The following is an 18531-nucleotide window of genomic DNA, read 5'->3' as shown; positions in this document are numbered from 1 at the left end:
CTTTTGTACACCACAGAGATTGCTTTGGGGGAGCAGCGATGAACTACGCCAGAATGGTGATCGAGAAAGAGGCGCCGGAGGAATACGGCTACGATCGCATCCGCTTCAATCTCTCCGAAAGCTCGATCGCCGATCAGAAACTCTCCGACGTCGGCCTGTCGCTGCCGGATCTCACGCTGTTCTACGGCGAGCATCGCGGCGACAAGGAGTTGCGGGCGCTGATCGCAGCGCAAGACAAAGGCATCTCCGCTGACGATGTTCTGGTGACCGCCGGTGCGGCGGGCGCGCTCTTCATCATCTCGACCTCGCTTCTGTCGGAGCGCGACCACCTTGTCGTCGTCCGGCCGAACTACGCCACCAACATCGAGACCCCCAAGGCGATCGGCTGCGCCATCTCCTATGTCGATCTCGATTTCGACGCAGGCTTTGCCATCGATTTCGGCCGCGTCGCCGCCAGCATGCAACCGAACACCAAGCTGATCAGCGTCACCTGCCCGCACAACCCGACCGGCACGATGATGGGCCGGGCCGATCTCGACGCGCTGATTGCGCTGGCCGAAGCGAGCGGCTGCCATCTGCTGGTCGACGAGACCTATCGCGACCTCTCCTATGGACAGCGCCTGCCGGCGGCGGCTTCTCTCAGCCCCAAGGCGATCAGCGTCTCGTCGCTGTCGAAAGCCTTCGGCATTCCCGGCATCCGCATTGGCTGGCTGATCACCAGCGATGCCGAACTGCAGGAGCGCTTCCTCGCCGCCAAGGAGCAGATCGGCATTTGCGGCAGCGTCATCGACGAAGGCATTGCGCGCGGCATGCTGGGGCGCCGCGACGCTTTCCTGGCCGCGCTGCTGCCCGAGATGGCGAAACGCCGCGACATCGTGCAAGACTGGATCGACCGCGAGCCGCTGGTCGACTGGGTGCGGCCACAAGGCGGCGTCGTCGGATTTCCAAGGCTCAATGTCAGTCCAGACTTCGACCTCGACCGTTTCTACGTCAATCTCTTGGAAAACCACGGCACCTATGTCGGTCCCGGCCACTGGTTCGATATGCCCAAGCGCTTCTTCCGCGTCGGTTTCGGCTGGCCGAAAGAGGCGGAATTACAGGGCGGCCTCGACGCCATCACCGCCGCGCTGAGGCAGTAACGTCCGCGTGCAATCGGGCGAGCGGCTGGAAAACCGCTTGATCCAGGCCCGATTTTCACGCATACGCGCCCCGAACTTTGATAAGTTTCATCGGCCGGAACAGCGCCCATTTCCGGGAAGTGCCCCGCCGGCCAATGCAAGCAACGGGGCCTGTATCCATGACATCCCATTCCCATACACCGCCTGACCGGCGTTACGCCGCCTTCCGCCATCGCTCCTTCCTGAGCTATTGGGCGGCGCGTTTCCTGACCACCTTCGCCACCATGATCGTGTCCGTCGCCGTCGGCTGGCAGATCTATGATCTGACGCGCGATCCCTTCGATCTCGGCATTGTCGGCATCGTCCAGTTCCTGCCGTCGCTGCTGCTGGTGCTGGTCACCGGCGTTGTCGCCGACCGTTTCGGCCGCCGCCTGATCATGGCGCTGGCGACGGTAGTCGAGGCAGGTTGTGCGCTTGTCCTGTTGTACTTCACGCTGCGCGGTCTCGTCAGCCCGCTGCCGATCTTCATCGTGCTGGCTATGTTCGGCCTGGCGCGCGCTTTTTATGGGCCGGCCTCGTCGTCGCTGTTCGCCAACCTTGTTCCGCCGGAAGATTTCGGCAATGCGATCGCCTGGAACTCGTCCGCCTGGCAAACGGCGACCATTGTCGGCCCGGTCGCCGGCGGCCTGCTCTATGGCGTCTCGGCCGAAGCCGCTTACGCCGTTGCCTCCGTGCTGATGCTGGTGGCCGGTCTGCTGATCTTCACCATTCCGAAACCGGCCCAGCAGAGCGCCACCGACAAGCCGACGATGGAGACGCTGTTTGCCGGCTTCCGATACATCTGGAGCGAGAAGATCGTCCTGGGCGCCATCTCGCTCGACCTCTTCGCCGTGCTTCTGTCCGGTGCCTCGGCGCTGCTGCCGGTCTATGCCCGCGATATTCTGGAACTCGGCCCGTGGGGCCTCGGCCTGCTGCGCTCGGCGCCCGGCATCGGCGCCATCTGTGTCGCGGTCTGGCTTGCCGGGCATCCGCTGCGCGACAATGCCGGCAAGATCATGCTCGGCTTCGTCGCCGGGTTCGGCGCCTTCACCGTGCTGTTCGGCGTCTCGACCATCACCTGGCTGTCGATCCTGGCCCTTGCCGGCCTCGGCGCCACCGACATGTTCAGCGTCTATATCCGGGAGACGCTGATCCAGCTGTGGACACCCGACGAGGTGCGCGGCCGCGTCAACGCCGTCAACCAGGTCTTCGTCGGCGCCTCCAACGAAGTCGGCGAGTTCCGCGCCGGCACCATGGCGGCGCTCATCGGCACCGTGCCGGCGGTGGTGATCGGCGGCGTCGGTGCGATTGCCGTCGCCGGACTGTGGGCGGTGCTGTTTCCGCAACTGCGAAGGGTGCGGCATCTCAACAGCCGCAACTGATCGAGTAAGCCGCAGGATCCGGCGTTCGGTCCAAATCAGCTTGCGCCGATGACGGCTGAGATGGGCCGGAAGCGGACGGGCCGGTTCTGGGCGAACTAGCCAGATGGCGGGGCAGCCACAGGGTGGACATTTCAACACATATGGAAAATGATCATGTTGCCATGCACAATACTGCAGTGCTCTGGTCTCGACGAGAAACCTTAAATATAGAAGAGAACCACCCGACCTCCGGGTCCAGCTAGCGGGGACGCAAATGGACACTTCAGGGAATCGGCAATCGCATCGCGACGCAAGCGGGCGACCCAGCCGATCGGCCGGCTGGCTGGCCCGCTCCGCCGTCCCAGTGGCACTCCTGCTCGGCATGGCTTTCAGCAGCAACGCGTTTGCGCAGGACCAGCAGCTGCCCGTGGTGACGGCGGCCAAGCCGGTGGTGCGTGAAATCGTCGAAGACGACGAGTTCGTCGGGCGCTTCGAAGCCGTCGACGAGGTCGCCATCCGTTCGCGCGTCAGCGGCTATCTGGACAAGATCAGCTTCCAGGACGGCGCACTGGTCAACAAGGGCGACCTGCTCTTCACCATCGACCAGCGTCCGTACCAGGCGGCCTACGATGCCGCCAAGTCGCAAGTGGACGTCGCCAAGTCCCTGCTCGAATTCTCCAAGATGCAGCTGGATCGCGCCGATGCGCTCGCCAAGACCGGCAATATCTCGGCCGCGACGGTCGACGACCGCCGGCGGGAATACCTTTCGGCGCAGGCGCAGATGCAGGGCGCGACGGCGGCGCTGACGACGGCCAACCTGAACCTGGAGTTCACCGAGATCAAGGCGCCCTTGTCCGGCCGCATCGACCGCCGGCTGGTGTCGGTCGGCAACCTCGTGCAGCCGGATTCCACCTTGCTGACGACCATCGTCACGCGCGATCCGATCGACTTCTATTTCGACGTCGATGAGCGCCTGTATTTCAGCTACGCCCGCGACGCGAAGGAGCGCGGCGGCAGCATGCAGGAAGGCGCCGGCGGGCTCGAGGTGGTGGTTCGCGTCGCCGACCGCGCGGAGGCGGTATTCAAGGGCAAGCTCGATTTTGCCGAGAACCGGATCGACAACGCGACCGGCACCATGCGGGTGCGTGCAAGGTTTGCCAACGCCGACGGCGTTCTCCAGCCAGGCATGTTCGGGCGCATCAACGTGCCGGGGTCGCTGCCGCATAGCGGCGTCCTGGTGCCCGACGAGGCGGTCGGCGCCGATCAGGATCGCCGCATCGTGTACCTGGTGGATGAGGCTGGGATGGTGTCGGCGAAGCCCGTGCGCACCGGCCCGCTTCTCGACGGCTACCGGGTGATCCGCGCGGGCCTGACCGGCGACGAGACGATCATCGTCAACGGGCTGATGCACGCCAGGCCCGGCACCAAGGTGAAGGTCGAGATGGTGACGTTGCCGCCCAAGGTCGACACCGCCGGGTTGCAGCAATGAGGTTCGCCCATTTCTTCGTCGACCGTCCGATCTTCGCATCGGTGGTTTCGATCGTCCTCCTGATCCTCGGCGGGATTGCCTATACCCAGCTGCCGATCGCGCAATATCCCGAGATCGCGCCGCCGACCATCGTCGTTCGCGCCCAGTACCCGGGCGCCGACGCCGAGACAGTGGCAGCGACGGTGGCAACGCCGATCGAGCAGGAGATCAACGGCGTCGAGGGCATGCTTTACATGTCGTCCTATTCGTCGGGCGACGGAGCGATGGCGCTGACCATCACCTTCAAGCTGGGCACCGATCTCGACCAGGCGCAGGTGCTGGTGCAGAACCGCGTGTCGGTCGCCGAGCCGCGCCTGCCCGAAGAAGTCCGCCGCCTCGGCATCACCACCATCAAGAGCTCGCCCGACCTGATGATGGTCGTGCACATGCTGTCGCCCGACAATACCTACGACCAGCTCTACGTCTCGAACTACGCCCGCTCGCGGGTGCGCGACATACTGCTCAGGTTGGACGGCGTCGGCGACCTCATCATCTTTGGCGAACGCGAATATTCGCTGCGCATCTGGCTCGATCCGGAAAAACTGTCCGCCCTGGGGATGACCTCGGGCGATGTGGTGCAGGCGCTGCGCGACCAGAACGTCCAGGTGTCGGGCGGCTCCATCGGCGCGCCGCCGACCAATACCGGCACGGCGTTCCAGTACACGGTCACCACGCAAGGCCGCTTCAACGACGCACGGGACTTCCGATACGTGATCGTCAAATCGGCCGAAGACGGCCGCCTGATCCAGCTGCAGGACGTGGCGCGCATCGAGCTCGGCGCCAAGGATTACGTCACCAACTCCTATCTCAACGGCAAACCGGCGGTGGCGCTCGCCATCTTCCAGCGGCCAGGCACCAATGCGCTCGCCGCAGCCGCGGAGATCCAGGACAAGATGAAGGAGCTTTCCCAGGACTTCCCGAAGGGATTGAGCTACGACATCGTCTACAATCCGACCGAGTTCGTCGCCGAGTCGATCCAGGAGGTCTACAAGACGATCCTCGAGGCGATGGTTCTGGTCATCATCGTCATCATCGTCTTCCTGCAATCGTGGCGCATGGCGATCGTGCCGATCGTGGCGATCCCCGTGTCGCTGATCGGCACGCTGGCGGTGCTTTACGCCGCCGGCTTCTCCCTCAACATGCTGACGCTGTTCGGCCTCGTGCTGGCCATCGGCATCGTCGTCGACGATGCGATCGTCGTGGTCGAGAACGTCGAGCGCAATATCGCCAGCGGGCTGGCGCCCAATCCGGCGTCGCATCTGACCATGGACGAAGTCGGAACGGCGGTCATCGCGATCTCGCTGGTGCTGATAGCGGTGTTCGTGCCGACAGCCTTCATTCCCGGCATTTCCGGGCAGTTCTACCTGCAGTTTGCGATCACCATCGCGGTGTCGACGGCGATCTCGGCATTCAATTCGCTGACGCTCTCGCCGGCCTTGGCCGCGCTGCTGTTCAAGCCGCACCACACTGCTGCGGCGCCGCCGCGCTTTTTCCTGGCGCGGTTCGGACGGGCGCTCGCCGACGGCTTCAATCGCGGCTTCGACAAGGTCGCCCATTGGTATTCGAGCATCGTGCGCGTGTTGGTCGGCTCGCGGATAGCGATCGCCGCCACGCTGGCCGTTTTCGCGGCCCTCATCTACGCCACGGTCTATATGGTTCAGACGGTGCCGCGCGGTTTCATTCCGTCGCTCGACCAGGGCTATGCGATCGTCGTCGTCCAGTTGCCGGACGGCGCCTCGCTATCGCGGACCGATGCCGTCATCCAGCAGGCGTCGCAGATCATCCAGAAAACGCCGGGCGTCGACTACGCGGTCGCCTTCGCCGGCTTCTCCGGCGCCACCTTTACCAATGCCAGCAACGCGGGCGTGATCTTCGCCAGGTTCAAGCCGTTTGACGAGCGACTGGAAGCCGGCCAGTCCGCGACCCAGGTCATCGGCAATCTGTTCGGCAGCCTGCAAAGCATCAAGGAAGCCTTCATTATCGCACTGCCGCCGCCGCCGATCCGCGGCGTCGGCAATGCCGGCGGCTTCAAGCTGCAGATCCAGGAGCGCAACAGCGCCGACATGCGGCAGATCCTGGCGCTTGCCTATGAAATTGCCGGCAAGGCCAACAAGACGGCGGGGCTGACCGGCGTGTTCACCACCTTCTCCGCGTCCAGCCCGCAATTCTTCCTGGCGATCGATCGCGACAAGGCGCGCATCCTGAACGTGCCGATCCCCAACATCTTCGAGACGCTGTCTATCAATCTGGGCACCGCCTACGTCAACGACTTCAACGCTTTCGGGCGCGTCTACCAGGTGCGCGCGCAGGCCGACCAGGCGTTCCGCCTCGATCGCGCCGACATCTTGAAACTGAAGGTGCGCTCGGCGACCGGCGCGCTGGTTCCGCTGGGCACGTTGATCGAGATCCGCGACGTCACCGGCCCGGCGCTGGTCCAGCGCTACAACATGTACGTCTCGGTGCCGCTGCAGGGCAACGCCGCGCCCGGCGTTTCCACCGGCGATGCGCTTGCCAAGATGGAAGCGATCACGGCACAGACGTTGCCGGCCGGTACCTCCTACGAATGGACCGAACTCGCCTATCAGGAGCGCAACACCGGCAATGCCGCTGTCTATATCTTCGGACTTTCGGTGCTGTTCGTGTTCCTGGCGCTGGCGGCGCAATATGAAAGCTGGGTGCTGCCGTTCGCCATCGTGCTGGTGGTGCCGCTCGGCGTGCTCGCGGCGTTGCTCGGCGTGTCGTTCCGAGGGCTGGACAACAACATCCTCGTGCAGATCGGCCTCATCGTGCTGATCGGACTTGCCGCCAAGAACGCGATCCTCATCGTCGAGTTCGCGCGGCAGGCCCAGGAACGCGGCCTGTCGGCGGCCGAGGCTGCCGTCGAAGCCTGCCGGCTCAGGCTGCGGCCGATCCTGATGACCGCCTTCTCGTTCATCCTCGGCGTCGTGCCGCTGATGATCGCGACGGGCCCGGGCGAGGAAATGCGCCAGTCGCTTGGCACCGCGGTGTTCTCCGGCATGCTGGGCGTCACTTTCGTCGGCCTGTTCCTGACGCCGGTGTTCTACGTCACGCTCAGGTCACTGTTCTCACGGCGCAAGCCGCATGCCGAGGCCGAGTCTTCGGCACCGGCAGAGGTGCCGTCCGAGACGGCCGCCGAGTAGTGTTACACGGGCAGTTCGTGGCGCTGCCGACTATTTCGTTTTGGTGTTGAATTCACGGTTTGCAGCATAGTCGATAGTGAAGGTGCCCGCAGGACCGCGAACGCCCTGCTTCACGTTGGATATGGTGACTGTCGAGGTAAGGCCCCTCTCGTCAGTCAGGGTCCATCTGCGTAGATCGAGCGATTCCCTGTCAAACACCATAGTGATATTCGAATTGCCGAAGGCCGACTTGTCGGCCAGCCTGATGATCACCTGGGCGCCATCGTCCCTGATACTTTTGAGGCGATTGCCGGAAAAGTTGACCTGATTGTCGAGGAGCAGCTTGAGCGGCGTCTTCGAGAGAGCATAAAGCCGCGATGTCTTGAGCTTCTTGTTATAGACCACCAAGGATTTTCCATCTGCAATTACGCTGACCCCTGATTGGCCTGCATAGTTGAACCGGATCTTGCCCGGCCGCTGGAGGAAAAATTTCCCTTTGGTCCTTTCCGCTCTTGGGCCCGACTGGACAAAGTCCCCGGACATGGACTTTACCGATGAGAAGTGATCGGCAATCGTCTTCGCTTCTACAGGTGCGGCCAAGGCCGCAGTCGAAAGTTCGGCGTTTATCGCGACAGCGCTGACAACGGCTAACCAGAAAGCCAGCAGTCTTTTGCTGTCATATGCCATTCAAGTTATCCTACCCCGAGCAGGCGCGTGATCGAAAGAGATCACGCGCCTTTGAGATCAGTAGCCGTCCGGGCACTGAGCAACGTAAACTCGACCGTTCCGACCGCGATATCTGCACTGGCCGGCTTCGCTGGCGTGCCCGATGACCGCCCCGGCCAGCGCTCCGACCGCACCGCCAACAACCGCCCCTTTTACCGGGTCGCCGGCCACTGCTGCGCCTACAGCTGCGCCACCCAAACCACCGACGGCAGCGCCTTGTTCGGTGCGGGAGCATGCCGCGAGCGGAATGAGTAGGCTTAAAATGAGCAGCGTCTTCTTCATTGGTTCTCTCCTGGGGCCGTTATTAGCCGAAGCTCAAATGCGCCACGGAGTTTTTCGATCCATCGGAGTGTTTGGGGCGCAATCCAAATCTGCGGGAACGGGCTAAGGTCACGGATCCATCGTACACGCCTCCCATAGGTAAGTCGTCTTTGGGCAAGCTCGGCCGTTCAGAGTAGTTGGATTTGCTCTATCCCTCAGTAGGCTTGCCGAAGATCAGGCTCAAAAATTCGCTCAGCCAGCGCTTGAGGTGCATATCCCAGATCAGCCGGCCGCCGAGATGGTCGCGGCCGGGCTGCGCGCCGGGCAATTCGAAACGGTGCGCGCCGCGCACCACCCAGCGCTGCATCATCAACCGGGTCAGTTCGCCATGGAACTGGATGCCCCAGGCATTGTCGCCATAGCGAAAAGCCTGGTTGGGGTAGGTTTCCGCCGTCGCCAGCAGCGTCGCATCCCTGGGCAGCGAAAAGCCTTCGCGGTGAAACTGGTAGACCATGTCGGGCCAGGGCAGCAGCTTCTTGCCGGCTTCGGTCGGCTTCAGCGGATACCAGCCGATCTCGACCAGCCCCTCGCCATGCCCCTCGACCTTGCCGCCGAGATGATTGGCCAGCATCTGCGCGCCAAGGCAGATGCCGAGGAAGGGCCGGTTCTCCTTTAGCGGAACATTGAGCCAGTTGGTCTCGCGGCGGACGAACTCATCTTCGTCATTGGCGCTCATCGGCCCGCCGAACACCACGGCGCCGGCGTGTCCCTCCAGCGTCTCCGGCAGGCTGTCGCCAAGAGGCGGCCGGCGGATGTCGAGGTCGAAACCTTCCTCGAGCAGCATGTGGCCAACCCGGCCGGGGCTCGAAGTCTCCTGATGCAGCACGATCAGGATTTTTGGTTTCGAGCTCGGTCTGGGCGGCATGGAAAGGCGGAATCCTATTCGTCGCTCGACGTTCCGCTGGCGCCGGGCGCGGCGGCCGCCGCCTTGCGGCGCGCCTCGACGCGATCCTGGCGCTCGACGCCGATCAGTTCGGCAACGCGCCAGACGGTGTTGTCCTCCAGTTCATGCAGTTCGCCGTCGGCATAGACGATTTCCCACATCAGGCCGATGAAAGCCTTGCGCGCCTCGGCGTCGAGATGGCGCTTCAAGACGCTGGTGAAGGCATAGAGGTCGATCGCCTCATTGTCGGCGCGCTCGCCGGCGGCAGCCAGTGCATCGAGCTCGTCGCCGCTGATCGAATAGCTCTGCGCCAGCACCTGCTTGAACCGCTCCCACTCGACATCCTGGCGTACGCCGTCGGCATTCATCACATGATAGAGCAAAGCCGACGCCGCAACGCGCGGATCGTCCGCATTCGCGCGAGCCCCAGCCCCGGAGGGCAGGTCTTTCAGAAAGGCCAGGACGCGTTCGAACATGGTGCTCACTTCACTTTATTGGAGCATGATCTTTTCCAAAAACCGGTATCCACTTTTTGGGATCATGCTTCAGGGATCAAAACAGGCGGAAGCGGCGCGGTGACTTCTCCGCTTCGTCATCGGGGTCGACGCCGGGGTCGTCGGGCAGCCGCGCCAGTTCCTCGGCAGGTTCGACGGGTTCGGCGTCGGGTGGTATTGCGGCGAAAGCGGCGGAAGTGACCGGCGTGACCTGGTCGTCGCCCACAGCAGGCTTCGGCTCGATCGGCGCCTCGCTGCTCGTCCTGGCGATGGCCGGATGATCGATCACTTCGGCTTCCTTTGCCGGCTTGGCGGGTGCCGCAAGCACCGGCACATCGGCTTCGTCTTCATGGCTGTCGATGAGCTGGCCCAGCCGCTCCATCGGCGCGCGCCAGGCGAAAGCGTCGAGCTTGCCGCTGACCGGCGATACCGGCGCCCAGCGTTCGGAGACGACGCCGTCGGCGACCCAGGCCGGATCGCGCGGCGCGCGGACCGCCTTGGACAGCAATTGCCTGATCTTGCCCTGGTCGCCGGTCTCTGCCTCCTCGATATCGGCCAGCAGCAGGTAAGCGCCTTCCCGGCGATCCATGCGGATCGCCGCTTCCGCCTCGCGGCGGGCGGTGGAAAAATCCTGCGCATCGAGCGCGGCGCGCGCCACCGTCATCGACGATTCGGCATTGTTGCGCTTCAGCTCCTGCAGCTTCTTCGCCCGGTTGAGACGATCGACCACGGCATCTCCCGGCCTTGCGTGGGTGTAGAGCTCGGCGATCTCGGGATGCGGCTCCGCCTTCCAGGCTGCCTCAAGGATCTTCGAGCCTTTGCGCACATCGTTCTGTTTGAACAGAAGATTGGCGGCTGCAACCGCGGCCGGCGCGAAATCGGGCGCGAGCTTGTTTGCCTCGAGTGCCGCTGCCTTGGCTGCATTGGGGTCGCTGTCGGTCAGCGCCTGCGCCTTGGCGGTCAACAGCACGGCGCGGCGGCGATTGGCGGCGTCGCGTTCGATCTGCCTGGTCGACTTCTGCGCCTCCACCAGCTTCAGCGCGCCGTCCCAGTCGCCGCGCCCGGTCAGATCTTCCAGCGTCGATTCGGCGGCCCAAGCCAGTTGCGGCGCGACGGAAGCGGCGCGGCCGGCATAGTGACGCGCCGCGTTGCGGTCGCCGAGCCGTTCGGCTTCGAGATAGAGCCCGCGCAGGCCAAGCAGCCGCATTTCGGGGTCGTCGAGCATGGCCTCGAATTTTTCGCGCGCGCCCTCATGGTCGCCTTCGAGCAGCGAGGCTCGCGCTTCGAGCAGCTGGATCAGCGGCTCCTGGTCGGAGCGGATCAGTTTGGCGGCTTCCTTGGACTTCTTGCGGGCCAGCGCGCCGTCGCCGGCGCCGGCTGCGATCATGCCGGTCGACAGCGCCTGGTAGCCGCGGTCGCGGCGGCGGACGCGGAAATAGCGCGAGATCGTGTATGGGCTGTTCCACAGCGACTTGATCAGCCACCAGACGATCATCACCGCTGCGACGACGGCAACGATCGCCACCGCCGCCACCATCAGGCTGACCTGGTATTGGTAACCGTTGAAGGTAACGACCATCTCGCCGGGACGATCGGCCAGCCAGGCAAAGCCCAGACCGAGGGCGAAGACGGCGGCGAGAAAGATGAGAATGCGGATCATCGTGTCGTCCTCATGCCTTCATCGCTCCTGCAATCAGCGCGTCGACCTGCGTCTCGACGTCGATGCGCGCCTTCAGTTTGCCGGCAAAGTCGGCGCCAGCAGCCTTGACCGCATCCGGCAGCGTTGCGTATTCGCTGAGCGCCTTGGCGTAGTCGCCCTGATTGACCGCCACTTCGATGCGCGCCACGGTTTCCGGCGCGCCGGCGCCTTCGACGGCGCCGATCGGCCGGACCTTGACCAGCGATTCGGCGCTCGACAAAAGGTTCTGGAAGAAGCCGGCATTTTCATCGACCGGCGTCGCCGCCGCGACCATCGCATTGGCCGCGGCGTCGGCCTCGCCGGCGATCTCGGTGCGGGTCGGGACGCCCTTTTCAGCGTAGGGGCGCAGCGCTGCAATCTGCGGTGCATCGGGCGAGATCGCCGCAAAGGTCTCCAACTCGGCGGCGAACGGCGCGCCGCGGTCAAGCGCCGCCTTCAAGGCCGAAGCGGCGATGGCCATCGCGATCTTTGGCTGCGAGGCCTGCGCATCGACCTTGCCGGCGAGCTGCGTCACCGACTGCTCCAGCGCGGCGATCTTGCCTTCCTGCGTCTTGGCTGCCTCACCGGCCGATTTCACCAGTGCGTCGAGGCCCGCCAGTCTTTCATTGAGCGGCGCGAGATCGACGGGCGCTGCACCACCGGCCTGGCCAAGGGCGGCAACCGCCGTCTCGATCTGCTTGACCTTGTCGCCAAGCGCGGCAAGCCCGGCATTGTCGCCGGCGCCGTCCTTTTCGACCGCCGATTTCAGCGATGCGACATCGGCCTTGACCTGATCCAGCGCCGAAGACAGCCCGTCGACCTTGGCCGTTGCGGCGCCATTGCCGCTGGCTTCCCTGAGGTCGGCGATTTCGCGCTTCAGCGAAGCGATCTCGCCATTGACGCCGTCGAGCGAGACCGTGCCCGCCCCTGAGCCCGGAGCGCCAAGCACGCCGGCAAACTGCAGCCCCCCGGCGGCAGCCAGCGCGATGACACCGCCGATGATGCCGGCGGCAATGCCGTTCGTGCGCTTCGGTTGCGCGGCCATGGGCTGGTTCCCGGCTGTCCTTGGGGTTTCCTTGGGTGCACCCGGCTTGGGCGAGGCATCCTCGAAACTGAAGTCGGAGGTTCTGGCGCGCGGTGGCGCATCCGAAGCGGTGGGGTAAGGCTGCTCCGCCTGGGTGGACGCCTTGGCATCGGCGCTTTCGGGAGCGGCCTGCGCCGCGGCGTCGGAGTGCTCCCACGGCTCGAGATCGGCTTGATCGGCATGAACGGGCTCGTCAGGCGTCTCCGGCTGCGCATTGGCCATGGCAGCCGCATCCTCAGCCGCAACCGACCCTGCCGGGGCCTCGACGTCGTCCGAGTTGGCGACATCCGTCTTGGCGGCATCCGCATCGGCAATGCGCGAGACAGCGCCGGGTTCGAGTTCGATGGTCACCGGCTCGCGGCGGCTTTTCGAATGTCGCATCTTCGGCGTCTTGACCATGCCTGGGCTCCGCAATCCTGCTTCGTCTGGGCGCCCGACGGCGCGTGATGGTTTGAAAAATGGTCTAGCACATCATCATCAGGTGAAAAGGGGCGGCGTGATGACACGGGGCTCAGTCGCCGCGGTGCAACAGCTCAAGCAGCGCCTCCTCCTGCGGTTCCCGCGCAATGCGTATTTTTTTGCCGGCGGCATTGTCAAACGCCGCTGCCACGCGCTCGGAGAGCGCAAAAGCCTGCATGTTTTCAAGGAGATCGCGCAGTTCCGCCCGGCTGGCCAAGGCCTGCAACGCTGCCGCCGCCTTGGCTGAATAGAGCAGCACCGCGTCGACCGCCTGATCGGACAGGCGTGTACGGATTTCAGCATCGGAATAATCGAGCGAAATCGTGTCGTAGGTTTCGACGGTGCGGACCTCGACGCCGGCCTTTCGCAGCCGCGCCTCGAATGCCGGAAACCGCACGCGCCCTGTGAGATAGACGACCGCCTTGCCGGAAAGGCCGGCAGCAATCGCCTCGGCCAGCCGCTCGGCGTCGCCCGCCCCTTCGCTGACCGACAAGAACCCTGTCGAACGTGCCGCTTCAGCCGTCCTGCGTCCGACGGCATGGCAAGGCAAGGCGGCGAGCGCACGAATGAGTTCTTTCGGCGCATGCCGCACCGCATTTGCGCTGGTCACAGCGACGGCCACGGCATTGTCGCTCGCAGCATCGGCGCCAACCCGCAGTGTCACCGTTTCGGTCAGCGGCAGAAGGAGCGGCTCAAATCCCAATTCCTGCAGCCGCCGCATGGTTCGCGACGCCCCAGGTTGCGGCCGCGTCACCAGGACACGCATATCAGACCCAGCCGTCGAAGAAGGTTTCGCCCGCTTTGACCCGCACCATCCTGGCCGCGTCCGTGCCGATGTCAGCGGCATCCAGCGCCAAGCCTTCGGCCTTGACCTCATGCGATTGCGTGCCATCGGGCGAAATGATCAGCCCGGCGAAAACCAGCCTGCCGCCCGATATCGTCGCATAGCCGGCGATCGGCGTGCGGCAGGAGCCATCGAGCGCCGCCAGGAAGGCGCGCTCACAGGCCAGCGCCTGGCCTGTCGACACATCATGGATGGCCACCAGCATCTTTTCGACCTCGCTGTCGCCGATGCGGGTTTCGATGCCGATTGCGCCTTGTCCCGGCGCCGGCGGAAAAGCATCGAGCGGCATCAGATCGGTGACGACATGGCCGAGCCCGAGCCGCTTCAGCCCGGCATAAGCGAGGATCGTGCCTTCGGCGACGCCTTCCTCCAGCTTGCGCAGCCTGGTCTGCACATTGCCGCGGAACATGACCACGTCTAGGTCCGGCCGCATGCGCCGGATCAGCGCCTGACGCCTGAGCGAAGACGACCCGACCTTGGCGCCTTGCGGCAAATCAACAATGCGCTCCACCGCCTTGCCGATGAAGGCGTCCCGCGCATCCTCGCGCGGCAGGAAGGCGGACAGCTCCAGCCCGACCGGCAGCACTGTCGGCATGTCCTTGGAGGAATGCACGGCGATATCGATCGTGCCGGCCAGCAGCGCCTCTTCGATTTCCTTGGTGAACAGCCCCTTGCCGCCGGCTTCCGACAGCGGCCGGTCCTGGATGCGGTCGCCGCTGGTCGAAATGACGACGACCTCGAAGGCTTCCGCCGGCATGCCATGCGCTTCCATCAGCCGCGCCTGCGTCTCATGCGCCTGGGCGAGCGCCAGCGGGCTGCCGCGTGTTCCGATTTTCAAAGTTTGCATGGCGCGCGGTCCGTGATAACCCCCGGCTGGCTTTGCGTTTCCGGCGCTCTCCCTAACGAGGCCCGCCTCTACTAACTAGGAAAGTCCGGCGACACAATCTCTGGAGACAGCGACGAATTGATCCGCGTTCTGGGCATTGAGACGAGTTGCGACGAGACCGCCGCCAGCGTGGTGACGCTGGACGGCGATTCCGTGCCGGTGATTGCGTCCAACATCGTGCTCAGCCAGATCGAGGAGCACGCCGCCTTCGGCGGCGTCGTGCCGGAGATCGCCGCGCGTGCCCATGTCGAGGCGCTGGACGGCATTGTCGAGGCCGCTCTTGCGGATTCGGGCGTAGCCCTGGCCGACATCGACGCCATTGCCGCCACTGCGGGCCCCGGCCTGGTCGGCGGGCTGATCGTCGGCCTGATGACGGCCAAGGCGATTGCAGCGGCCGCCGGCAAGCCGCTGATCGCCATCAACCATCTCGAAGGCCACGCACTGACCGCAAGGCTGACCGACGGGCTCGACTTTCCCTATTTGCTGCTGCTGGTTTCCGGCGGCCACACCCAGATCGTCGCCGTGCGCGGCGTCGGCGACTACCAGCGCTGGGCGACGACCATCGACGACGCGCTCGGCGAAGCTTTCGACAAGACGGCCAAAATGCTCGGCCTGCCCTATCCCGGCGGCCCGAACGTCGAAAAGGCGGCAATGTCGGGCGATGCGGCGCGCTTTGCCCTTCCGCGGCCGATGAAGGGCTCGGCGCAGCCCGATTTCTCCTTCTCCGGCCTCAAGACTGCGGTGCGCCAGGCGGCGACCGCCATCCAGCCGCTGACTGAGCAGGATGTCGCCGACATCTGCGCCTCGTTCCAGGCGGCAGTAGCCGATGCGCTGGGCGACCGCGTGGCCCGCGCGCTTGCCCGCTTCCGCGACGAATTTCCGGACAAGGCCAAGCCGGCGCTGGTCGTTGCCGGTGGCGTCGCCGCCAACAGAGCGATCAAGGCGACGCTGCAGAAGCAGTGCGCCGAGGCCGGCTTCGCCTTTGTCGCGCCGCCGCTCAAACTGTGCACCGACAATGCGGCGATGATCGCCTGGGCCGGGATCGAGCGGTTGCGGGCAGGCCTGTCGCAAGAGAACGGCTTCGATTTCGTGCCGCGTTCGCGCTGGCCGCTGGACAGCATTTCGGCGCCGATGGTCGGCTCCGGCCGGCGCGGAGCGAAAGCATGAGCGCCAGCAAGACAAGCGGCAGGGACAGAACCGGCTGGCGCGTCGCCGTGCTTGGCGGCGGCGCCTGGGGCACGGCGCTGGCGCTGGCGATGCTGCGCTCCGGTCACGATGTGCGGCTCTACGCCCGCGACGAAGAGACGGTTTCCGCGATCCGCCGCGGCGAGAACCCGCGTTATCTCCCCGGCATCGCCATTGAAACAGGCATTGCGGCGACCAGCGATATCGGCACTGCCCTGACCGATGCCGATTGCGCGCTGGCCGTGGCACCGGCACAGGCGCTGCGCGCCATGCTGACGACGGCAAAGCCCCATATGCCGAAAGGCATCCCGCTGGTTCTCTGCGCCAAAGGCATTGAGCGCGACACCGGCGCGCTGCTGTCGGCGATCGTTGATGAGATTCTGCCCGAAACTCCGGTTTCGGCCCTGTCCGGTCCCAGCTTTGCCGCCGACGTCGCCAGGGGTCTGCCGACCGCTGTCGTGGTTGCTGCACGCGACGACGCCTTGGCGGCCGAGCTTGCCGCGCGCTTTTCGGCGCAGAATCTGCGCTGCTATTCCAGCGACGATTTGATCGGCGTCGAGATCGGCGGTGCTTTGAAGAATGTGTTCGCCATTGCCGCTGGCGCCGTCACCGGCGCTGGGCTCGGCGCCAGCGCGCAGGCCGCCATGGTGACACGCGGCTTCGTCGAACTGCGCCGCATCGGCGCGTCCTTCGGCGCCAAGCCGGAGACGCTGATGGGGCTTTCCGGCCTCGGCGACCTTTTGCTCACCTGCTCTTCGGCCCAGTCGCGCAATTTCGCCTATGGGCTGGCGCTGGGGCAAGGTAAGCCCTTGTCCGGACTGCCGCTCGCCGAAGGCGTGCCGACGGCGGCGATCGCCGCCCGCATCGCCACCGAGCGCCACATCGACGCGCCGATCATCGCTGCGGTGTCGGCGATACTGGACGGCACGATCACCATTCGGCAGGCTGTCACGGCATTGATGACCCGGCCGCTGAAGACCGAAACCGGTATTTAATTGTAAACTCCCGTGAACAGCTCGGTATTGTCCCCGCCAGGCACGATGCGGTTTTCATAGTGACCTTCCGGCAGCAGCAGTGCCTCGGCTGGACCGTTGCGCAGGACAACGTCGCTGGTACCTGCCTCCAAGGATAGGGGCGAAGAATGCGAGGTGCCGTTTATCTCGACCTCGCCGTCTGCAAGCTCCCCGCTGGTCGTGTACAGGCTGTATCGTCCGGCGACAGGCACCTTGAAAACGACCGGACGACCGGAATAGAGGCGACGACCAGCCATTCTGATGTTGGGAGCGATCTGGACGTAGCTGTCGCGGATGAGAGGCGCGATCACGGTATCGATCAAATCCATGCGATATGACCAGAGGACCATCTTGGGCGGGGAATCCGAGAGAACTTTGTAGGCTTCCGATTGCCTGCCTTCCTGCAATGTTTTCAAGACATAATGCTGGTCGAGCCAGAGTGTGGAGGGCTCCTGTCGATTGGGCAGCATGGCGATGCCGTCGAAATACTTCTCATCCGGTGCGAGCAAAGATTCCGCGCGCGAGACCAGTTCAAGCTGGGCCTGATTGTTGAGGCGTAGGTAAACGACATTGCTCGCGTAGCTCATTGCGATGGCTGTGATCAGCACCGCGAGGACAGGAACCCGGTAGCGCGCGTGGGTTGCGGTGCTGTCGAGAAGCTCCAACGACCAGAGCGCAACGAACGGCAACGCCATGATGAAGACATAAGGCCAGGGCTGGTCGTGCGTGAATACCAGCACCGTGATGACGAGTGAAAAGATCAGCGCAATTCGCCTTCGACCATCGAGTTTCATGATCCGCATCAGTGACAGGGCCATACCGGAGAAACAGATCCCGTAAAGAAGGGCGTTCCGCGCCAGTGTCTGTAACACGAACTGCCTCAGTCCCCCGTAGTCACCGCCTCCACGCGTCGCAATCTCGACCGGGCCAAGTAAAAGGTTTTTGGCCGCGAGAACAGGGGCGCCTCCACCGAAGATCAAGCAATAGACCATTATCGGAACGGCCCATCCAAGCACGAGCCACCCTCCGCGAACCGCCCCTGTTGCGTAGCGTCTCATCAAGGCTGCGTCAGCAACAAGGCCGATGCCGAGCGCAACGTTGAAGTAGACCGATTTCTGAGTGATGACGAAGGCAAGGCCACTTAGCATGCCGGCGGCAACAAGCTGCCTTGCCCTCAACCCAGGTGCGCGCAGGACAACCAGCAACGCCGCCACGGCGAAGAACACTGCCGGCGGTTCGGCGATGGTACGAAAGATGCGCTCCATGAAATTCGAAAAGCACAGGAGAACGAGGACGATCGTCAAAGCGCGCACGCGATCCTCGCCCAGAGCGCGAGCGCATGGGTAGATCAAAGAGATCGTCCCGCAGGCCAGCAACGCAGTCTGCATGCGGCCAGCAAGCAGAATCGACGTGGCATTCCAGCCGATCAGATGAGCAATCTCATAAAAAGCCGCATAGCCGACCGCCTTGGGATGCCAGATCGTATCGAACAGGCCGTTGGAGAAATATTTCGCCCATCCGAGTTGGACGAATTCATCCATGACGAAGCGGATGTTCCAAGCCAGAACGAACAGCAAGATGATCTTGAGTGCGATCAGGATATGCAGAAAAGTTGTTGTTGGGCGCTGCCCGAGAGCGAACAGCTTGTTTGGTCCCGGCTCCTGCGTATTCAAGACAACCCCCTCGATCGTGCCCAGGCAGACCAACGCCAGGCGTGCTGCCTCGCTGGGCGCAACGCCCTTCATCCTCAGACAACAACTTCGAGGCCGGCA

The 18531-nt window shown here is 64.2% G+C and carries 15 protein-coding genes; 6 read left to right on the top strand and 9 right to left on the bottom strand.

Annotated features, from left to right (window positions below):
• Positions 1-38: 38 nt before the first annotated feature.
• The 4 genes from NKI15_RS24670 to NKI15_RS24655 all read left to right on the top strand — a co-directional run bounded on the left by NKI15_RS24670 (position 39) and on the right by NKI15_RS24655 (position 7207).
• Complete coding sequence (locus NKI15_RS24670; RefSeq protein WP_352887267.1) at positions 39-1139, top strand: pyridoxal phosphate-dependent aminotransferase; 1101 nt, start codon at positions 39-41, stop codon at positions 1137-1139.
• Positions 1140-1297: 158 nt separating this feature from the next.
• On the top strand, positions 1298-2539 hold the full coding sequence (locus tag NKI15_RS24665; RefSeq protein WP_023730214.1) for an MFS transporter: 1242 nt from the start codon (positions 1298-1300) through the stop codon (positions 2537-2539).
• A 361-nt stretch (positions 2540-2900) separates the two neighbouring features.
• Positions 2901-4007: an efflux RND transporter periplasmic adaptor subunit gene (locus NKI15_RS24660; RefSeq protein ID WP_352460334.1), complete on the top strand. Its 1107-nt coding sequence runs from the start codon at positions 2901-2903 to the stop codon at positions 4005-4007.
• Complete coding sequence (locus tag NKI15_RS24655) at positions 4004-7207, top strand: efflux RND transporter permease subunit (protein WP_352887264.1); 3204 nt, start codon at positions 4004-4006, stop codon at positions 7205-7207. Before NKI15_RS24660 ends, NKI15_RS24655 begins: the two co-directional genes overlap by 4 nt.
• A 30-nt stretch (positions 7208-7237) precedes the next feature.
• Here the strand turns inward: NKI15_RS24655 and NKI15_RS24650 are convergent, their stop codons facing one another.
• The 8 genes from NKI15_RS24650 to hemC form a co-directional block, all read right to left on the bottom strand.
• Complete coding sequence (locus NKI15_RS24650) at positions 7238-7873, bottom strand: LolA family protein (protein WP_352887262.1); 636 nt, start codon at positions 7871-7873, stop codon at positions 7238-7240.
• A gap of 57 nt (positions 7874-7930) precedes the next feature.
• A complete protein-coding gene (locus NKI15_RS24645) occupies positions 7931-8194 on the bottom strand; it encodes a YMGG-like glycine zipper-containing protein (RefSeq protein WP_023670477.1) in 264 nt (87 codons plus the stop codon).
• A 187-nt stretch (positions 8195-8381) separates the two neighbouring features.
• Entirely contained in the window at positions 8382-9098 is a 717-nt protein-coding gene (locus NKI15_RS24640) for a glutamine amidotransferase (RefSeq protein ID WP_023834670.1), read from the bottom strand.
• A 14-nt stretch (positions 9099-9112) separates the two neighbouring features.
• A complete protein-coding gene (locus tag NKI15_RS24635; RefSeq protein WP_023702389.1) occupies positions 9113-9592 on the bottom strand; it encodes a tellurite resistance TerB family protein in 480 nt (159 codons plus the stop codon).
• A gap of 76 nt (positions 9593-9668) precedes the next feature.
• Complete coding sequence (locus NKI15_RS24630) at positions 9669-11270, bottom strand: heme biosynthesis protein HemY (protein ID WP_352887259.1); 1602 nt, start codon at positions 11268-11270, stop codon at positions 9669-9671.
• Between the two features lie 10 nt (positions 11271-11280).
• The gene (locus tag NKI15_RS24625) at positions 11281-12771 is read right to left on the bottom strand and encodes a COG4223 family protein (protein WP_023705003.1); all 1491 of its coding nucleotides are present in this window, start codon (positions 12769-12771) and stop codon (positions 11281-11283) included.
• Between the two features lie 112 nt (positions 12772-12883).
• Positions 12884-13597 carry a uroporphyrinogen-III synthase gene (locus tag NKI15_RS24620; RefSeq protein WP_023705004.1) on the bottom strand — a complete coding sequence of 238 codons (714 nt, stop codon included), beginning with the start codon at positions 13595-13597 and terminating at the stop codon, positions 12884-12886.
• A gap of 1 nt (position 13598) precedes the next feature.
• The gene (gene hemC / locus NKI15_RS24615; protein WP_023705005.1) at positions 13599-14522 is read right to left on the bottom strand and encodes a hydroxymethylbilane synthase; all 924 of its coding nucleotides are present in this window, start codon (positions 14520-14522) and stop codon (positions 13599-13601) included.
• A gap of 120 nt (positions 14523-14642) precedes the next feature.
• On the opposite strand from hemC, the gene tsaD reads away from it, so the two are divergent.
• Positions 14643-15728, top strand: a complete 1086-nt coding sequence (gene tsaD / locus NKI15_RS24610) for a tRNA (adenosine(37)-N6)-threonylcarbamoyltransferase complex transferase subunit TsaD (RefSeq protein ID WP_352460335.1) — start codon at positions 14643-14645, stop codon at positions 15726-15728.
• Positions 15725-16741, top strand: coding sequence for an NAD(P)H-dependent glycerol-3-phosphate dehydrogenase (locus tag NKI15_RS24605; protein WP_023705007.1), 1017 nt, complete (start codon positions 15725-15727; stop codon positions 16739-16741). Before tsaD ends, NKI15_RS24605 begins: the two co-directional genes overlap by 4 nt.
• Here NKI15_RS24605 and NKI15_RS24600 read toward each other — a convergent pair.
• Positions 16738-18504 (bottom strand): DUF7056 domain-containing protein, encoded by a 1767-nt coding sequence (locus tag NKI15_RS24600; protein ID WP_023705008.1) that lies wholly within the window; start codon positions 18502-18504, stop codon positions 16738-16740. The genes NKI15_RS24605 and NKI15_RS24600 overlap by 4 nt on opposite strands.
• Positions 18505-18531: the final 27 nt, after the last annotated feature.

The sequence above is a fragment of the Mesorhizobium sp. M0862 genome (genome assembly GCF_040319795.1).
In the GTDB taxonomy this organism is placed as follows: Bacteria; Pseudomonadota; Alphaproteobacteria; order Rhizobiales; family Rhizobiaceae; genus Mesorhizobium.
This window is presented reverse-complemented; position numbering and strand designations above follow the sequence as displayed.

Coding starts and splice junctions, on each gene's coding strand:
- NKI15_RS24670 (WP_352887267.1), top strand. CDS start 39: ATGAACTACGCCAGAATGGTGATCGAGAAAGAGGCGCCGGAGGAATAC.
- NKI15_RS24665 (WP_023730214.1), top strand. CDS start 1,298: ATGACATCCCATTCCCATACACCGCCTGACCGGCGTTACGCCGCCTTC.
- NKI15_RS24660 (WP_352460334.1), top strand. CDS start 2,901: ATGGCTTTCAGCAGCAACGCGTTTGCGCAGGACCAGCAGCTGCCCGTG.
- NKI15_RS24655 (WP_352887264.1), top strand. CDS start 4,004: ATGAGGTTCGCCCATTTCTTCGTCGACCGTCCGATCTTCGCATCGGTG.
- NKI15_RS24650 (WP_352887262.1), bottom strand. CDS start 7,873: ATGGCATATGACAGCAAAAGACTGCTGGCTTTCTGGTTAGCCGTTGTC.
- NKI15_RS24645 (WP_023670477.1), bottom strand. CDS start 8,194: ATGAAGAAGACGCTGCTCATTTTAAGCCTACTCATTCCGCTCGCGGCA.
- NKI15_RS24640 (WP_023834670.1), bottom strand. CDS start 9,098: ATGCCGCCCAGACCGAGCTCGAAACCAAAAATCCTGATCGTGCTGCAT.
- NKI15_RS24635 (WP_023702389.1), bottom strand. CDS start 9,592: ATGTTCGAACGCGTCCTGGCCTTTCTGAAAGACCTGCCCTCCGGGGCT.
- NKI15_RS24630 (WP_352887259.1), bottom strand. CDS start 11,270: ATGATCCGCATTCTCATCTTTCTCGCCGCCGTCTTCGCCCTCGGTCTG.
- NKI15_RS24625 (WP_023705003.1), bottom strand. CDS start 12,771: ATGGTCAAGACGCCGAAGATGCGACATTCGAAAAGCCGCCGCGAGCCG.
- NKI15_RS24620 (WP_023705004.1), bottom strand. CDS start 13,597: ATGCGTGTCCTGGTGACGCGGCCGCAACCTGGGGCGTCGCGAACCATG.
- hemC (WP_023705005.1), bottom strand. CDS start 14,522: ATGCAAACTTTGAAAATCGGAACACGCGGCAGCCCGCTGGCGCTCGCC.
- NKI15_RS24605 (WP_023705007.1), top strand. CDS start 15,725: ATGAGCGCCAGCAAGACAAGCGGCAGGGACAGAACCGGCTGGCGCGTC.
- NKI15_RS24600 (WP_023705008.1), bottom strand. CDS start 18,504: ATGAAGGGCGTTGCGCCCAGCGAGGCAGCACGCCTGGCGTTGGTCTGC.